Origin of the sequence: Actinomadura sp. 21ATH (assembly GCF_041951345.1) — a bacterium.
Lineage (GTDB): Bacteria > Actinomycetota > Actinomycetes > Streptosporangiales > Streptosporangiaceae > Spirillospora.
In genome coordinates this window covers 846407-862803 of sequence record NZ_JBGNUR010000001.1, presented here as the reverse complement: position 1 = coordinate 862803, position 16397 = coordinate 846407, and the positions used below count along the sequence as shown (strand labels likewise).

The following is a 16397-nucleotide window of genomic DNA, read 5'->3' as shown; positions in this document are numbered from 1 at the left end:
TCTAGGGGGCCTTCTTGAGGCGGCCGTAGGCCAGGATGTCGCCGCGGCGGTAGAGGCGCCGGACCCTGCCGCCGCCCAGCGGCTCGGTGCGGGCCGGGCCCGGCCACCCGGCCGGGGGACGCTTGGGATAGACGGTCACGCTCGTCTGCGCCAGGCCGAGCAGGCGCGCGGCGTCGGCGAGCGTGATCAGCTCGTCGGGATCGCCCGCGCCGCCGGCCTCGCCGTGCTTCTCGCGCGCGGCGTACTCCTGGTGCGCGGCGTACCAGGCGGCCCACTCCGCCCGGTCCCAGTAGAGCGCCCTGCCCGCCTGATGCGCGGCCTCCGGATGCCCGTTGGCCTCCTTCTCGGCCCACAGCCGCTTCATGGCGTGCCTGCTCAGCCCGTGCTCGGCGGCCAGCTCGTCGCGGGTGGCGAGGCCGGGCGGGGCCTTGGGGGCGGTACGGCGCGCCGCGTACCAGCGGTCCCACTCCTCGGCGTCCCAGGCGAGCTGCGCGCCGGCCGTGCCGGCGGGCTCGGGGTGGCCGTTCGCGGACCGCTCCCGGAACCACTTCTCCAGCGTGCTGCGGCCGAGGCCGTACTCGGCCATGAGGTCGGCCCGGGTGTACGCGCGGCGGCCGTCGACGGTGGTCATGGACCTATTTTCGCGGGAGCGCCGCCACACCCGCGAATGTTCCGGCCCGGCGGGGCGTGAGCTGGCATAATGTCGCCCGTTACCGGGTCTGGGCGGATCCGGCGCACCACCGGCGAAGGTCTCGAGATCACCTCAAAGTGCCCGTAGCGGCAGCGCAGGGTCACGACGCGACGTAAGGTTCCAGGCCCGGGTGAACTTCCCCCAGGTATGGGGCGTCACACAATCAAGGGACCGGTCTGCGCCAATCCGGGCACACGGTCCGCCGGGGCGAGCAGAGAGGGCGGTTCAGCGCATGGAGGTTGGGGCGCTGCGTTCCGGCGACCCGGAGCGGCTGGGGCCGTACGCCCTGATCGGCCGCGTCGGGGAGGGTGGCCAGGGGACGGTGTTCCTCGCCACCGACGAGGACGGCGCGCAGGTGGCCCTCAAGCTCCTGCACAGCGAGCTGACCGCCGACGACAAGGCCCGCGCCCGCTTCCTGCGCGAGCTGGAGGTCGCCAAGCGGGTGGCGCCGTTCTGCACCGCCCAGGTGATCGACGCCGACGCGACCGGCGACCGGCCGTACATCGTCAGCGAGTACGTGCCCGGGCCCTCGCTCAACCAGCTGGTCACCGAGCAGGGGCCGCTGGGCGGCGCGGCGCTGGAACGGCTCGCCGTCGGCACCGCGACCGCGCTGGCCGCGATCCACCAGGCCGAGATCATCCACCGCGACTTCAAGCCGCACAACGTGCTGATCGGCGCCGACGGGCCGCGCGTGATCGACTTCGGGGTGGCCCGGGCGATCAGCGGCTCCACCACGCTGACCAGCAAGGTGATCGGGACGCCGTCGTACATGGCGCCCGAGCAGCTCCAGGGCGACGAGATCGGCACGCCCGCCGACGTGTTCTGCTGGGCCGCCACGCTGGCGTTCGCGGCCACCGGCGAGCCCCCGTTCGGCCAGGACACCATCCCCGCGGTGATCAACCGGATCCTGCACCAGGAGCCCGAGCTGGGCGACCTGGACGGCACCCTTCGCGAGCTGGTGCTGGACTGCCTGAGCAAGGACCCGGCCGACCGGCCGGACGCCCGCCGGCTGCTGATGCGGCTGCTGGGCCACGAGGAGCCCGCGCCCGCCCGGACCGCCGCCGCGGCCGTCCCCGCGGCCGGCGCCGGGGCGATCGACGACGCCGACGCGACCTCGATCCTCGCCCAGGGCAGCGAGCTGGCCGCCGAGCTGGACGAGGAGGAGGCCCGCGCCGCCGCGACCGCCGTCCCGTCCCGGAGCGCGCGCGCCGCCTCCGCCGCCGCGGCCACCCAGGCCACCCAGGCCGTACGGATCGGCCCCGGCGACCACGACGACGACCCGTACGACGACTACGAGCCGTACGAGCCCGCCAGGGCGTACGAGGAGCCCGTCCCGGCCGCCGCGGCCGCGGGACGCGACGGCCGGCCGCCGAGCCCCGCCGAGTGGGCGGCGCAGAACACGCTGCCCCCCGAGATGATCCGGCGGCGCGGGCCGGCGCGGCTGGCGGAGCTGTCCGGCCGCGGCCGGACGGCCGCGCTGGCCGGGGCCGCCGCGCTGCTGGTGGCGATCGTCGCGGTCTCGACGTTCCTCGCGCTCGGCGGCGACGAGACCGGCAAGCGGACCCAGCCGATCAGCAACTCCCAGGAGCCGGCGCCGCCCGCGAGCACGGACCCGAGCATCGCGCCCACGGAGGCGGAGATCGAGGCGCCGCGGCCGACCGGCACCGGGTACGGCTCCGCGTCGCCCTCGCCGAGCGACTCGCTGTCGCCCACGACGTCCCCGTCGACGTCGCCCAGCGACCGGCCGACCACCCAGCAGCCCACGAAGCAGCCCACCGACCCTGAAAAGCCGCCTACCGACCCCGAAGAGCCCCCCACCGATCCCGAAGAGCCGCCTACCGACCCGGAGAACCCGGGCACGGGCGGCGCGGGGACCGGCGCCGGCTGATCCGGGTGCCGGTCCGGCGGCCGGCGCGTCCCTCCAGGGGCCGCCACCGCCGCCGTTGGTGAGCCTGGCCATAAGAAAGGCGTGCCGCCGGGGTACCCCCGCCGGTCGGCTTTGGGGGAATTCCTGGCTACGCTGGCGCAGTGAGCGGCGCCACAACGGAGTGGCGCGGTGTCATTCAGGGGAGTTGTAGTTTTGATGAGCGGCAAGCTCGACCAGGCCAAGGACGATCTTCTCCGCCGGGCGGCGGAGACGTGCGCGCAGCGGCCGGGTTCACGCGGCGTCGGAGACGTTGAGGAGGCGGTCGAGTACCTCCGGCTGTACTACCGCAACGTCGCCCCCGAGGACCTCCTGTCGCGCGACCCGGCGGACGTCTGCGGGCCCGCGATGGCCCACCGGCTGCTGGGCGACGAGCGTCCCCAGGGCCGGGCCAAGGTCCGGGTGTTCACGCCCACGCTTGAGGAGAACGGCTGGGACCCCGGCCACACCGTCGTCCAGGTCGTCACCGACGACATGCCCTTCCTGGTCGACTCGGTGACGATGGAGCTGGACCGGCACCACTTCGCCACCCACCTGATCGTGCACCCGCTGCTGGGGGTGGACCGCGACGTGGCGGGCCAGCTCAAGGCGTTCCGGCCGAAGCTGGCCAGCGGGGACGACATCGACGAGTCCTGGATCCACATCGAGATCGACCGCACCGGCGAGCGTTCCCGGCTCGACGACCTGGAGCGGGACCTGGTGCGGGTGCTCCAGGACGTCCGGGTCGCGGTCGAGGACGAGCCCAAGATGCGCTCGCGGGCCGGCGAGATCGCGCTGACCATCCGGGACGAACCGCCGCCGCTGCCGGACAAGGAGCTCGCCGAAGGCGTCGAGCTTCTCGACTGGCTGGCCGACGGGCACTTCACGTTCCTGGGGTACCGCGACTACACCCTCACCGAGGACGGCGCCGCGCTGCGGCCCGTCCCCGGGACCGGCCTCGGCGTGCTGCGCAACGACAAGCCCGAGTCCGACAGCTTCGCCGCGCTGCCGCCCGAGGTCCGCGACAAGGCCACCGAGAAGCACCTGCTCGTGCTGACCAAGGCCAACTCGCGCGCGACCGTCCACCGGCCCGCCTACCTCGACTACATCGGCGTCAAGAAGTTCGACGCGGCCGGCGACGTCGTCGGCGAGCGCCGCTTCCTGGGCCTGTTCACGCACGTCGCGTACAGCGAGTCGATCTCCAACGTGCCGGTGCTCAAGCGCAAGCTGTCCGAGGTGCTGGAGCGTGCCGAGTTCACCGCCGACAGCTACGACGGCCAGGACCTCATCGAGATACTGGAGACGTACCCGCGGGACGAGCTGTTCCAGATCTCGGTCGACGACCTGCTGTCGATCGCGCTCGGCGTGCTGCGGCTGCGCGAGCGCCGCTCGCTGAAGCTGTTCCTGCGCAAGGACCTGTACGGCCGGTTCATGTCGTGCATGGTCTACCTGCCGCGGGACCGCTACACCACCAAGGTCCGGCTGAAGATACAGGACATACTGCGCCAGGCGTTCGACGGCGTCACCGTGGACTACAGCGCCAACGTCACCGAGTCGGTGCTGGCCCGGCTGCACGTGGTCGTCCGCGGCGAGCGGGGCCGCCCGCTGCCCGACGTGGACGTGGAGGAGCTGGAGGCCCGGCTCGCCGCCGCCACCCGCTCCTGGGCCGACGACCTGTCCGACGCGATCGTCGAGCAGTGCGGCGAGGAGCGCTCGGGCGTGCTGGCCCGCCGCTACGGCGACGCGTTCCCCGAGGGGTACAAGGCCGACTTCCCCGCCCGTACCGCCGTGGCCGACCTCAAGCGGCTGGACGAGCTCACCGTCGACGGCGACACCTCCATCAACCTGTACGAGCCGTACGGCGCCGGCCCCGGCGAGCGGCGACTCAAGATCTACCGGCTCGGCGAGCCGATCTCGCTGTCCCGGGTGCTGCCGCTGCTGCAGAACATGGGCGTCGAGGTGATCGACGAGCGGCCGTACGAGATCCGCCCCAAGCCCACCACCGGTGAGCCCGGGGCGCCGTCCACCCAGATCGACCCGGCCGGCCGCCGTTGGATCTACGACCTCGGGCTGCGCTACACGCCGCCGGAGGGCACGCCGGAGGAGGCCACCAAGGACCTCTTCCAGGACGCGTTCACCGCGCTGTGGCGCGGCGAGATCGAGAACGACGGCTTCAACGCCCTCGTCCTGCACGTCGGCCTCACCTGGCGGCAGGCGATGATCATGCGCGCGTACGCGCTGTACCTGCGGCAGACCGGCATCCGGTTCTCCAAGCGGTACGTCGAGCAGGTGCTGCTGCGCAACCCGTCCATCACCCGGCTGCTGATCCGGCTCTGGGAGAGCCGGCTCGACCCCGGCCTGGCCGGCGGCGAGGAGGAGCGCAGCGCCGGCATCGCCGAGGAGCTGAACGGCGAGCTCGACGAGGTCGCCAGCCTCGACGAGGACCGCATCCTGCGCGCCTACCTGGACCTGATCACGGCGACGCTGCGCACCAACCACTACCAGCACAAGCCGTACCTGTCGCTGAAGTTCGACCCGTCCCGGATCCCTGAGCTGCCCGAACCGCGGCCCACGTTCGAGATCTTCGTGTACTCGCCCCGCGTCGAGGGCGTCCACCTGCGGTTCGGCACGGTGGCGCGCGGCGGGCTGCGCTGGTCCGACCGGCGCGAGGACTTCCGCACCGAGATCCTCGGCCTCGTCAAGGCGCAGGCCGTCAAGAACACCGTGATCGTCCCGGCCGGCGCCAAGGGCGGCTTCGTCGGCAAGCAGCTGCCCGACCCCTCCGACCGCGAGGCGTTCATGGCGGCCGGGATCGCCTGCTACAAGGACTTCATCTCCGGCCTGCTCGACGTCACCGACAACCTCGTCGACGGCAAGGTCGTGCCGCCGCCGGACGTCGTCCGCCACGACGGCGACGACACCTACCTCGTCGTCGCCGCCGACAAGGGCACCGCCACGTTCTCCGACATCGCCAACGAGGTCGCCGCCTCGTACGGCTTCTGGCTCGGCGACGCGTTCGCCTCCGGCGGCTCCGTCGGCTACGACCACAAGGCCATGGGGATCACCGCCCGCGGCGCGTGGGAATCGGTCAAGTACCTGTTCCGCTCGCTCGGCAGGGACGTCCAGAACGAGGACTTCACCGCCGTCGGCATCGGCGACATGTCCGGCGACGTCTTCGGCAACGGGATGCTCCTGTCGAAGCACACCAAGCTGGTCGCCGCGTTCGACCACCGGCACATCTTCATCGACCCCGACCCCGACCCCGCGCGCTCCTTCGCCGAACGCGAGCGCATGTTCGCCCTGCCCCGCTCCACCTGGGCCGACTACGACGCCGCGCTGATCTCCAAGGGCGGCGGCGTCTTCCCCCGCACGGCCAAGTCCATCCGGCTCACCCCCGAGATGCGGACCGTGCTCGGCATCGCCCCCGACGTCAAGGCGATGACCCCCTACCAGCTGATCCACGCCGCCCTGTGCGCCCCCGTGGACCTCCTCTGGAACGGCGGCATCGGCACCTACGTCAAGGCGTCCACCGAGAACAACGCCGACGTCGGCGACAAGGCCAACGACCCCGTCCGCGCCGACGCGTCCGAACTCCGCTGCCGCGTCATCGGCGAAGGCGGCAACCTCGGCCTCACCCAGCTCGGCCGGATCGAGTTCGCCCGCGGCGGCGGCCTCGTCAACACCGACTTCATCGACAACTCGGCCGGAGTCGACACCTCCGACCACGAGGTCAACATCAAGATCCTGCTCGACCAGGCCGTCCGGGACGGCGAACTCACCGGCAAGCAGCGCGACAACCTCCTCACCGAGATGACCGACGAGGTCGCCGGCCTCGTCCTGCGCGACAACTACGCGCAGAACGTCGTGCTCGCCGCCACCCGCGCGCAGGCCCCGTCCATGCTGCACGTGCACGCCCGCTACCTGCGCAAGATGGAGCGGGACGGCGAGATCAACCGCAGCCTGGAGGCGCTCCCCGACGACAAGGCCCTCGCCGAACGCCGCCAGGGCGGCCACGGCCTCACCGGGCCCGAGTTCTCCGTCCTCCTCGCCTACACCAAGCTGATCCTGGACGCCGAACTCGTCCGCTCCGACCTGCCCGACGACCCGTACCTGGAGTCCTGGCTCGTCGACTACTTCCCCAGCCCGCTCCGCGAACGGTTCCGCTCCTACATGGACCGGCACCCGCTGCGCCGGGAGATCATCACCACCGCCGTGGTGAACGACGTCGTCAACAACAGCGGCATCACCTTCGGCTTCCGCGTCAACGAGGAGACCGGCGCCTCCTCGCCCGACATCGCCCGCGCCTACCTCGTCGCCCGCGAGGTCTTCGACATGCCCCGCTTCTGGCGGTCCGTCGAGAACCTCTCCCACCAGGTCGACGAATCCACCCAGATCAAGATGCTCCTGGAGGCCCGCAAACTCACCGAGCGCGGCGCCCGCTGGCTCCTCCACAACCGGCGGCCCCCGTTCGACATCCGCGAGAACATCGACTACTTCTCCGGCGGCGCCGTCACCCTCGGCACCCGGCTGCCCAAACTCCTCGTCGGCCTCGACCTCGCCTCCTTCGAGGCGCGCCGCGACGAGTTCGCCGAACGCGGCGTCCCCGACGAACTCGCCGAACAGTGCGCCATGCTCGTCCCCGCGTACTCCACGTTCGACCTCGTCGGCATCGCCCACGACACCGGCCGCCCCGTCGAGGAGGTCGCCGAGGTCTACTTCGACCTCGCCGACCGGCTCCAGCTGTCCCGCCTCCGCGAGCGCATCATCGCGCTGCCCCGCGACGACCGCTGGCGCTCCATGGCCCGCTCCGCCCTCCGCGACGACCTCTACGCCGCCCACGCCGCCCTCACCCGCGACGTCCTCGTCACCAGCGAGTCCGGCACCCAGCCGGAAGACCGCATGCTGCACTGGGCCGACAAGAACCGCACCGCCGTCAGCCGAGCCCAGCAGACCCTCTCGGAGATCTGGGAAAGCGACAGCTTCGACCTGGCGACCCTGTCGGTGGCACTGGGCGCGATCCGCACCCTGGTGACGGCGAGCAGCCTGCCGAATTAGCTTTGGGGTCCCAACCCCAAACCCCAGGCCGGTCGGTCGCGCCCCCTGCGCTCGCCAGCGCTCGCTCCGGGGGCGCGCCCGACCGGGCGGGCGGGCTGCCGCCCCCCGCGCCCCCCGCCTGGGGGCTCCGCCCCCTCGTCCCCCAACTCTGGGGGCTCCGCCCCTCGCCCCCGGGCGCAACCTTGGCCTTTGCGGTCATCTGCCGCTCGCTCGGGGGGCGGGGTCGCCGGTCGGGTTGACTCGTGGCGTGTCTTCCTCTCCGCGCGCCTGCTAAAGAACACAGGCCACGAGTCAACGCGGGGCGCGACGGCGGCGGGGGCACGGTCGGGGCGGGGACATGGCCGACATTCGCCAGATAAGGATGTTCGCAGCGTGACCGGGTGGTCACGCTGCGAGGATGATTCGTGGTTCGGCCGGGTGCTGGGGTCCCACTTAAGTTGACCGCTGCGGTGCGGAGCACCGGCACCCGGCAGAGCCGACCAAGCGTCCGTCAGCCCGCCGACCTGCTCGATCGTCCACAGCCGACGCGGCTTCCTTGGGGGAGGAGGGGGCGGAGCCTCCAGGCAGGGGGAGTGGGGGGCGGCAGCCACCCACCGGAACGGGCGCGCCCCCGGAGCGAGCGCAGGGGACGCGAATGGTCCGCCTGAAGGTCATGGGGGGAGCGGCCCCCGATGGGTACCTCTACTCATTCTCCTGCTGGCGCATCCAGCGGATCTCGGCCTCGATGAACTCGTCCAGGTCGCCGTCCAGGACGGCGGTGGGGTTGCCGGCCTCCACGCCCGTGCGCAGGTCCTTCACGATCTGGTACGGGTGCAGGACGTAGTTGCGGATCTGGGTGCCCCAGCTGGTGGTGCCCTTGCCGCGGAGCTGCGCCATCTTCTCGGCCTCCTCCTGGCGCTTGCGCTCCAGGAGTTTGGCCTGCAGGACGTTCATCGCGGTGGCGCGGTTCTGCAGCTGGCTGCGCTCGTTCTGGCAGGAGACGACGATGCCGGTGGGGATGTGGGTGATCCGGACGGCGGAGTCGGTGGTGTTGACGCCCTGGCCGCCGGGGCCGGAGGAGCGGTAGACGTCGACGCGGAGGTCGTTCTCGTCGATGTCGACGTGGTCGCTCTGCTCGACGACGGGGACGACGTCCAGGCCGGCGAAGGACGTCTGGCGGCGGCTGGCGTTGTCGAACGGCGAGATGCGGACGAGGCGGTGGGTGCCGTGCTCGCCGCGCAGGGTGCCGTAGGCGTAGGGGGCCTTGACCGTGAACGTGGTCGACTTGATCCCGGCCTCTTCGGCGTAGGACGTGTCGTAGACCTCGGTCGGGTAGCCGTGCCGCTCGGCCCAGCGCAGGTACATCCGCTGGAGCTGGAGGGCCCAGTCGGCCGCGTCGACGCCGCCGGCCTGGGCGTTGATCGTGACCAAGGCCTCGCGCTCGTCGTACTCGCCGGACATCAGCGTGCGGACCTCGAGCTGCTGGATGGCCTTGGCGAGCCCGATCAGCTCGTCGTCGGCCTCCTTGCGGGTGTCCTCGTCGTCCATCTCGGCGGCCATCTCGTAGAGCGTCGCCGCGTCGTCGAGGCGCTGGCGCAGGGCCTCGACCTTGCCCAGCTCGCTCTCGAGGTAGGACAGGCGGCGCGTCACGGACTGGGCGCGCTCCTGGTCGTTCCACAGGTCAGGGTCGGCGGACTGCTCGCGCAGCTCGGCGATGTCGCGCCGCATGCCGTCGAGGTCCAGCACCTGCTCGATGCCGGACAGTGTCGTGCCGAGCTCCTTGAGCCGCTCTTCGGGATCGATGCCTGCCACACTCCGAGCTTATCGCCGTCCCGGTACTGCCCATGCGCGTGACCAATACGCTGTGGATGGCAGAATCTCGGGTCACCGCGGCGGAACGGATCCATATCGGGGGATCCGTGGCTCAGGTCCGGGGGAGAGGCGGGTTCGGGCGGCGTCATGAATACTGCGCGGAAAACCCTGTCGCCGGTGGTGGCGGCGCTGCTGGTGTTCGCGGCGGGGTGCGCCGGCGACGAGCCGGAGGCGCGGCCGACGACCGTGGTCACCGCCGCGGAGGAGAAGCCGGAGCCGGAGCCGCTGACGCTGGAGGTCGCCGAGCGCGAGTTCCGGACGTTCGTCACCAACGACGACGTGGCGCGGGCGGCGGGCGACGAGCGGCTCGCGCTGAACTGGGTGTCGGACGGCGAGTCGCCGCTGATCGCCGCGGAGTACCGCAAGGCCGCCTTCGACGGCGATCCGGTGAAGCGCTACACCTACGGGAAGCCGAAGCTGTACGTGCCCAAGCTGGAGCCGGACGTGTTCCCGCAGTGGTTCGTGGCGTCGGTGCCGCGCAGCGTCCAGGGGGAGAAGAAGAGCGAGGAGACGGCGCTCATGGCGTTCATCCTGCGCTCGCCCGAGGACCACTGGACGCTGAGCCTGCAGGCCGAGCTGGACCCGAAGGCGAAGCAGCCGAAGATCCCGCTGGACGCCGAGGGGTACGCGACCGCGCTGACCACGGCGGACTCGTCGGTGCTGATCCGGCCGCGGGAGATGCCGGGGATCCACGCGACCCTGGTGTACGAGGGGCCGGGCAGCGTGGCCGCCAAGGTGATGCGGTCGGGGCCGGTCACCACCGGCTACTACGAGCAGTTCCGCAAGGCCCGCCGGAAGGCGCGGCAGAAGGACCTGACGTTGACGCGGGTGCCGACCGCGACCCCGTACCCGATCTTCCAGCTGCGCACCGAGCACGGCGGCGGGCTGGTGCTGTACTCGCTGTACCGCAACAGCGTCACCGGGGTGAAGGACAAGGAGGACAGGACCGCCAAGCCGCCGATCCCGCCGGAGATCGCCCACCTGCTGGACGGGACGGTCGAGGGCAACGAGATCCACGCGTCCGAGGTCCTGCAGTTCGCGGCGTACGACCCGGCCCGTCCCGAAGAGGGGGACAAGGGAGACGAGGGAGACGGGGAGGACGGCGAGAAGAAGGAGCCGGACAAGGCCGAGGTGATCGCCGACGCGGGCGGCTACTACAAAGGTGTGACGCCGCCGGCGAAGAACCCCTGACCGGCGGCGCCGGGAGCGGCGGGGATCAGTAGGCGCGCTGCAGGACCAGCGCGAGGAAGAACAGCGCGACGAGCCCCGCCAGCACCAGCGCGGGCGGTACGGACGGGCCGTGCCGGTGCATCTCGTCCCGGGCGTTCCGGCAGGTCGGGCAGCGGCCTTCGACCACCGGCCCCGAGCACCGGGCGCAGATCAGATGTTCGCAGCTCATGTGGCCGTCTCTCTCGATCGGGAACTGGCTGTCACACAGAACTTTAGGCGCGATTCCACAGCATTCCGCATGACCTGGCGGTAAAGTCCTGGACCAGCCCGCGGCCCGGGCGGGTCGAGGCGGTCAGCCGCCGCCTCTACACTGCACCGGGACCGACTCGTACCGACGGGTTACCGGGGTCGGGGCCGGAGCCCTTAGAGTCGACCGTCCGAGGCCGACGGGCCCGGACGTGTAGTCTCGCACCCGCCAGTGGAGGTGACCTATCAGCCGGAAGGGCGGCTGTATGATGCCGCCTCAGGCAGGTTGACGGACCTGGGCGGGGGCCCGCAGGATGCCGCCCCGCCGCCTTGTCCCCGCTCCTCCGGGGCCCACGGACGAGGGCTCACGAACCGCTACAGGAAAATTACAGTCCGCATCTCCGGGACGACAAGAGATATAGACGCGATTCCTCCCGTACGTGACCGCGCGGGTCCTTCGCAAGAATGGTGCTGAACCGCCGTGATGCAGCCGTGATCCACTTCGACAATGTCACCAAGGTCTACAAGACCCAGAACCGGCCCGCCCTCCAGCATGTGAACGTCGCCATCGAAAAGGGCGAGTTCCTGTTCCTGGTGGGTCCCTCCGGTTCCGGTAAGTCGACCTTCCTCCGCCTCATCCTCAAGGAGGAGCGGCCCTCCCAGGGGCACGTCCACGTGGCGGGCAAGGACCTGAGCAGGCTGAGCAACTGGAAGGTCCCGCACCTGCGGCGCAGGATCGGGTGCGTGTTCCAGGACTTCCGGCTGCTGCCCAACAAGAACGTGTTCGAGAACGTCGCGTTCGCCCTCGAGGTGATCGGGAAGCCGCGGCGCTTCATCGCCAAGGTCGTCCCCGAGGTCATCGACCTGGTCGGGCTGGAGGGCAAGGCGCACCGGATGCCCGACGAGCTCTCCGGCGGTGAGCAGCAGCGGGTGGCGATCGCGCGCGCGTTCGTCAACCGTCCGATGATCCTGCTGGCCGACGAGCCGACCGGGAACATCGACCCGGCCACCTCGATCGGCATCATGAAGGTGCTGGACCGGATCAACCGGACCGGCACCACCGTGGTCATGGCCACCCACGACGCCGCGATCGTCGACGCTTTCCGCAAGCGCGTCGTCGAGCTGGAGGACGGCCGGATCGTCCGTGACCAGTCGCGCGGTGTCTACGGCCAGGCCTACTGAGACCGGCACCCGGCCGGCACCGGCATCTGAACCGACGGTCCCCCGCGGGGCGTATGTGAGCAGGACACGACCCGCACCCGGACCCCCGCTCCCCGTGGGCTAGGCGATCAAGGACAGCGAGGCATGCGCGTACAGTTCGTTCTCCAGGAGATCTGGATCGGTCTCCGCAGGAACCTGACGATGACGATCTCACTCGTCATCACCGTCGCCATCGCCATGGCGCTCTTCGGCACCGGTCTGCTCATCAGGGAGCAGGTCGACTCCTCCAAGACGTACTGGTACGACAAGGTCGAGGTCTCGATCTTCCTGTGCGCCAAGACCAGCTCCAACCCCAACTGCCAGAAGGCGGACGCCACGCCGCAGCAGCGGGACGAGCTGAAGGCCGAGCTGGAGAAGCTGCCCCAGGTCGCCAACGTCGAGTACGAGAGCAAGCAGCAGGCGTGGGCCCGGTTCAAGGACCGCTTCGCCAGCACGCCGGGCTTCGTGCAGAGCGCCCAAGAGGGCGACATTCCCGACTCGTTCAGGATCCGCCTGAAGAACCCCGAGGAGTACAAGGCCGTCGCGCAGGCGGCGCTCGGCCGGCCCGGGGTCGACCAGGTGATCAACGAGCAGGAGATCCTGAAGAAGTTCTTCAACATCCTGAACGGCCTCCAGTGGGCGGCGATGTTCATCGCGCTGGTCCAGGTCATCGCGTCGGTGCTGCTGGTCGGCAACACCGTCCGGCTGTCGGCGTTCAACCGCCGCCGGGAGACCGGGATCATGAGACTGGTCGGCGCGTCCAACACCTATATCCAGCTGCCGTTCATCCTGGAGGGCGCGATCGCCGGGCTGATCGGCGGGATCTTCGCGTCGATCCTGCTGGTGCCCAGCAAGATCCTGCTGATCGACAGGCTCGCGGGGAACGTCGGGTTCGCCAGCCAGCTCGGCTGGGGAACGGTGATCGCGGTCATCGTCCTGTCGATCTGCTTCGGCGTCCTGTTGTGCGCCGTGGCCTCGTTCCTCACCCTGCGCCGCTACCTGAAGATCTGACCCGTCCCAGGTCCGCACCGCCGCACCCGGATGCCCGTACCGTCGGGTATCCGGGTGCGCCCGTGGGCGGCCCTAGACTGGCGGCCTAGCGTTTCCCGCCGGACAAGGATCTACCAGTGCCACGTGAGACAGGGCGCAAGCTCATCGCCCGCAACAAGCGGGCCCGCTACGACTACCACATCGACGACGAGTGGGAGGCGGGCCTGGTGCTGATGGGCACGGAGGTGAAGGCGCTCCGCGCCGGCCGCGCCTCGCTCGCCGACGGCTACGCCCACGTCATGGACGGCGAGGTGTGGCTGGAGAACGTGCACATCCCCGAGTACACCCAGGGCACCTGGACCAACCACGCCCCCCGCCGGCGGCGCAAGCTGCTGCTGCACCGGCGCGAGATCCAGAAGATCATCGCCAAGTCGTCCGAACCCGGCTGGACGCTGATCCCGCTCTCGCTCTACTTCAAGGACGGGAAGGCCAAGATCGAGATCGGCCTGGCCCGTGGTAAGAAGTCGTACGACAAGCGCCAGGCCCTCGCCAAGCGCGAGGCCGACCGGGAGATGCAGCGCGCCGCGGCGGCCCGGTTCAGGAGACGGTGAAGGGTACCGATGAGGAACCGAGCCCGGAGGGTGATCGCGTCCACTTCCTGCGCGGCCCTGGTCGCGGGCGGCGCAGGCGCGTGCTTCGCCGAGCCGTCCGCCCTGCCCACCATGCGGGACTTCCTGATCGCGTGGCAGGTCGGCAACACCGACGCCGCCGCCCGGCTGACCACCGGCGCGGAACGGGCCGCGGTGTCCTCCGCGCTCGGCGCCGTCGAACGGCAGCTGGACGCCGCCGCGATGCGGCTGTCGATCGGCGTGCCCGTACCGACCGGCAAGCGGGACCAGAAGGCCATCGACAAGCAGGGCGACCGGGCCGAGGCGCGCTTCTCGGTCAAGGTCGACCTCGGTGAGAACGGCGAGCCCTGGACCTACACCGGGCTGATGAACCTCAAGCGCGTCGGCGGCAAGTGGCGCGTCGTCTGGGACCCGTCGATCATCCACCCCAGCCTCAAGCCCGGCCAGCGGCTGGCCGTGGTCACCGAGGTCGCGCCGCGCGCCGCCATCCAGGACTCGGCCGCCCGCCCGCTGCTGCGCAAGGTGCCCGCACAGATCGTCGGCGTCTACCCCGGCCAGCTCCGCGACCCGGCCAAGACCCTCGACCAGCTCGCCAAGGCCACCAAGGCCGCCGGCGGCGACGCGCTCGACACCGAACGGCTGCTCGGCCGCGTCCAGTCGGCGCCGCCCAACGCGTTCCTGCCGCTGATGACGCTCCAGCGGCCCGGCGACAACGCGCTGATCGCCCGGCTCGGCCAGGTCCAGGGCCTGCACTCCCAGGCCGTCCAGACCCCGATCGCGCCCGACCACGCCGCCGAGGTCGTCGGCAACCTCGGCTCGGCCACCGCCAACCGGCTCCAGCAGGTCGGCGCCCCGTACCAGCCCGGCGACACCATCGGCGTCAGCGGCCTCCAGCTGCTCCAGCAGCGCCGCCTCGCCGGCATCCCGACCGTGCGGGTCGTCGCCCAGGACCCGAGCGGACAGAACCGCCAGGAACTGCGCTCGTGGCCCGGCACCGACCCGCAGCCCGTCCGCACCACCCTCGACCGCCAGTACCAGCCGCGCGCCGAACTCGCGCTGAAGGGGCTGCGCCACCCGGCGTCCATCGCCGTCGTCCGCGCCAGCACCGGCGAGATCATGGCCGCCGCCAACCACCTGACCCAGGGCAGGAACCTGGCGATGGAGGGCCGGTACATGCCCGGCCTGACGTTCGGGTACGTCTCCGCCCGCGCGCTGATCAACGGCGGCATGTCGCAGAACACCGAGACCCAGTGCCCGGCCACCGCGAACGTCGGCGGCCGCACGTTCACCAACCCCGGCGGCAAGGCCCGCCCGGCCGCCACCCTCCAGCGGCACTTCGCGTTCTCCTGCGCCACCACCATGGCCAACCTGAGCAGCCGCCTCGACGCCAAGACGCTGGTCGCCGAGGCGCAGCGGCTCGGCCTCGGCAAGGGCTGGAACATCTCCGTCCCCGCGTTCACCGGGACGGTCCCGACCCCCGCCAACGCCGCCGAGAAGGCCGCCCTCATGGTCGGCCAGAGCGAGAGGCTCCAGGTGAGCCCGCTGTCGATGGCCCTGGTCGCCGGGGCGTCCGAGACCGGCACCTGGTTCCCGCCGTACCTCCTGAACGAGCCCCGCGACCTCCAGCAGAGCGTCGCCGCCCAGCCGCTCAACCCGATGTCGACGTCGCAGATGAAGCTCCTGATGCGGCGCTCCGTCCACAGCGGCACCGCCAACGCCGCCAACGTCAACGTCAACGGCACCGTCTCGGGCGTCACCGACATCGTCGAGCAGCGCGGCAAGACCGTCTCCTGGTTCGTCGGATCCCGCGGCGACCTCGCCTTCGCGATCGCCGTCGAGGGCAGGGTCAACGCCGCCGAGGTCGCCGCCGGCTTCCTCACCGGCACCCCCGCCGGCCCTGCCGCGGCCGGCCGCTAGCGACTTTGTGATCTCTTTAGGGCGGCCCGGCAACCTTCCCGCACCTCCCCGGCGTCTTCAGGGGTGACTGGGACACCGCTTGGGGGTTGCGGACTCAGTCGTCGTGATGAGACCAGAGCCTCGTCTCGGGGGAGGCTCTGCCGTCCGGACCGGCCCGACCCTGCCGGTCACGGCCCCGGTGAGCGGAATTGCTCCGCTCACCGGGGCTCTCGCGTGTCCGACGGCGCGCTGAAGATCCCTCCCCGGACGGGAATCTCGTTGGCGCTCGGGACGTTATCCTTGTAGCGTCTGATGCGGACGTCCCCGGATGTCCGTCTTTGACAACTCAACATGGGGGTGACCGGCTTCGACTTCGGTAGGTCGAGCCAGGGGAAGCGGGTCGAGGGTTGCTGTCGTGACCTCGTAAATCCTGTGACAGCAAACCTATAACTGCCAACAAGAAGCAGTCCGAGTTCGCCCTCGCCGCCTGAGGCGAGGAGCGACTCTGTCAGCCCGGGTGAGTCTCCGCCCCGGGGTCTGGCATCATCAGGAGACTCCACCCGCCCGCCCGGTCGCGGGGTGAGCGGGAACATCTAACAGCGACTGAGCCCGCCGGCGACACGCCTGCGTGAGTGCCGGGGCTGAGAAAGCGTTAAGCAGGCTGCACCCGGAGAAGCCCTGACTCATCATCGAAGGACGCGGGTTCGATTCCCGCCACCTCCACCACCACAGAGAGCCGTCGGCCAGAGCACATCTGGCCGGCGGC

10 protein-coding genes and 1 other RNA gene are annotated in these 16397 nt (G+C 70.9%); 8 read left to right on the top strand and 3 right to left on the bottom strand.

The features are described 5' to 3' along the window. Position 1 precedes the first annotated feature (1 nt). The gene (locus ACA361_RS04185) at positions 2-631 is read right to left on the bottom strand and encodes a hypothetical protein (protein ID WP_375010436.1); all 630 of its coding nucleotides are present in this window, start codon (positions 629-631) and stop codon (positions 2-4) included. 292 nt (positions 632-923) lie between these two features. Here ACA361_RS04185 and ACA361_RS04180 point away from each other — a divergent pair, with 292 nt between their 5' ends. Both ACA361_RS04180 and ACA361_RS04175 read left to right on the top strand, forming a co-directional pair. Next, the gene (locus ACA361_RS04180; RefSeq protein ID WP_375010435.1) at positions 924-2579 is read left to right on the top strand and encodes a serine/threonine-protein kinase; all 1656 of its coding nucleotides are present in this window, start codon (positions 924-926) and stop codon (positions 2577-2579) included. A gap of 195 nt (positions 2580-2774) precedes the next feature. After that, complete coding sequence (locus tag ACA361_RS04175) at positions 2775-7649, top strand: NAD-glutamate dehydrogenase (RefSeq protein ID WP_375010434.1); 4875 nt, start codon at positions 2775-2777, stop codon at positions 7647-7649. A 681-nt stretch (positions 7650-8330) separates the two neighbouring features. Here ACA361_RS04175 and prfB read toward each other — a convergent pair. Then, positions 8331-9440, bottom strand: a complete 1110-nt coding sequence (prfB, locus tag ACA361_RS04170; RefSeq protein WP_375010433.1) for a peptide chain release factor 2 — start codon at positions 9438-9440, stop codon at positions 8331-8333. Between the two features lie 147 nt (positions 9441-9587). On the opposite strand from prfB, the gene ACA361_RS04165 reads away from it, so the two are divergent. Beyond that, positions 9588-10691 (top strand): hypothetical protein, encoded by a 1104-nt coding sequence (locus tag ACA361_RS04165; RefSeq protein ID WP_375010432.1) that lies wholly within the window; start codon positions 9588-9590, stop codon positions 10689-10691. A gap of 25 nt (positions 10692-10716) precedes the next feature. On the opposite strand, the gene ACA361_RS04160 is transcribed toward ACA361_RS04165, so the two are convergent. After that, the gene (locus ACA361_RS04160; protein WP_375010431.1) at positions 10717-10899 is read right to left on the bottom strand and encodes a hypothetical protein; all 183 of its coding nucleotides are present in this window, start codon (positions 10897-10899) and stop codon (positions 10717-10719) included. Positions 10900-11408: 509 nt separating this feature from the next. On the opposite strand from ACA361_RS04160, the gene ftsE reads away from it, so the two are divergent. The 5 genes from ftsE (at position 11409) to ssrA (ending at position 16357) form a co-directional block, all read left to right on the top strand. Next, on the top strand, positions 11409-12098 hold the full coding sequence (gene ftsE, locus ACA361_RS04155; RefSeq protein WP_366621855.1) for a cell division ATP-binding protein FtsE: 690 nt from the start codon (positions 11409-11411) through the stop codon (positions 12096-12098). Positions 12099-12221: 123 nt separating this feature from the next. Next, positions 12222-13127 (top strand): permease-like cell division protein FtsX, encoded by a 906-nt coding sequence (gene ftsX, locus ACA361_RS04150; protein ID WP_375010430.1) that lies wholly within the window; start codon positions 12222-12224, stop codon positions 13125-13127. 116 nt (positions 13128-13243) lie between these two features. Next, positions 13244-13717 (top strand): SsrA-binding protein SmpB, encoded by a 474-nt coding sequence (gene smpB / locus ACA361_RS04145; RefSeq protein WP_375010429.1) that lies wholly within the window; start codon positions 13244-13246, stop codon positions 13715-13717. A gap of 30 nt (positions 13718-13747) precedes the next feature. Beyond that, complete coding sequence (locus tag ACA361_RS04140) at positions 13748-15652, top strand: penicillin-binding transpeptidase domain-containing protein (protein ID WP_375010428.1); 1905 nt, start codon at positions 13748-13750, stop codon at positions 15650-15652. Positions 15653-15984: 332 nt separating this feature from the next. After that, positions 15985-16357: a transfer-messenger RNA gene (gene ssrA / locus ACA361_RS04135) on the top strand. The last annotated feature ends 40 nt before the right edge of the window (positions 16358-16397 follow it).

Coding starts and splice junctions, on each gene's coding strand:
- ACA361_RS04185 (WP_375010436.1), bottom strand. CDS start 631: ATGACCACCGTCGACGGCCGCCGCGCGTACACCCGGGCCGACCTCATG.
- ACA361_RS04180 (WP_375010435.1), top strand. CDS start 924: ATGGAGGTTGGGGCGCTGCGTTCCGGCGACCCGGAGCGGCTGGGGCCG.
- ACA361_RS04175 (WP_375010434.1), top strand. CDS start 2,775: ATGAGCGGCAAGCTCGACCAGGCCAAGGACGATCTTCTCCGCCGGGCG.
- ACA361_RS04165 (WP_375010432.1), top strand. CDS start 9,588: ATGAATACTGCGCGGAAAACCCTGTCGCCGGTGGTGGCGGCGCTGCTG.
- ACA361_RS04160 (WP_375010431.1), bottom strand. CDS start 10,899: ATGAGCTGCGAACATCTGATCTGCGCCCGGTGCTCGGGGCCGGTGGTC.
- ftsX (WP_375010430.1), top strand. CDS start 12,222: ATGCGCGTACAGTTCGTTCTCCAGGAGATCTGGATCGGTCTCCGCAGG.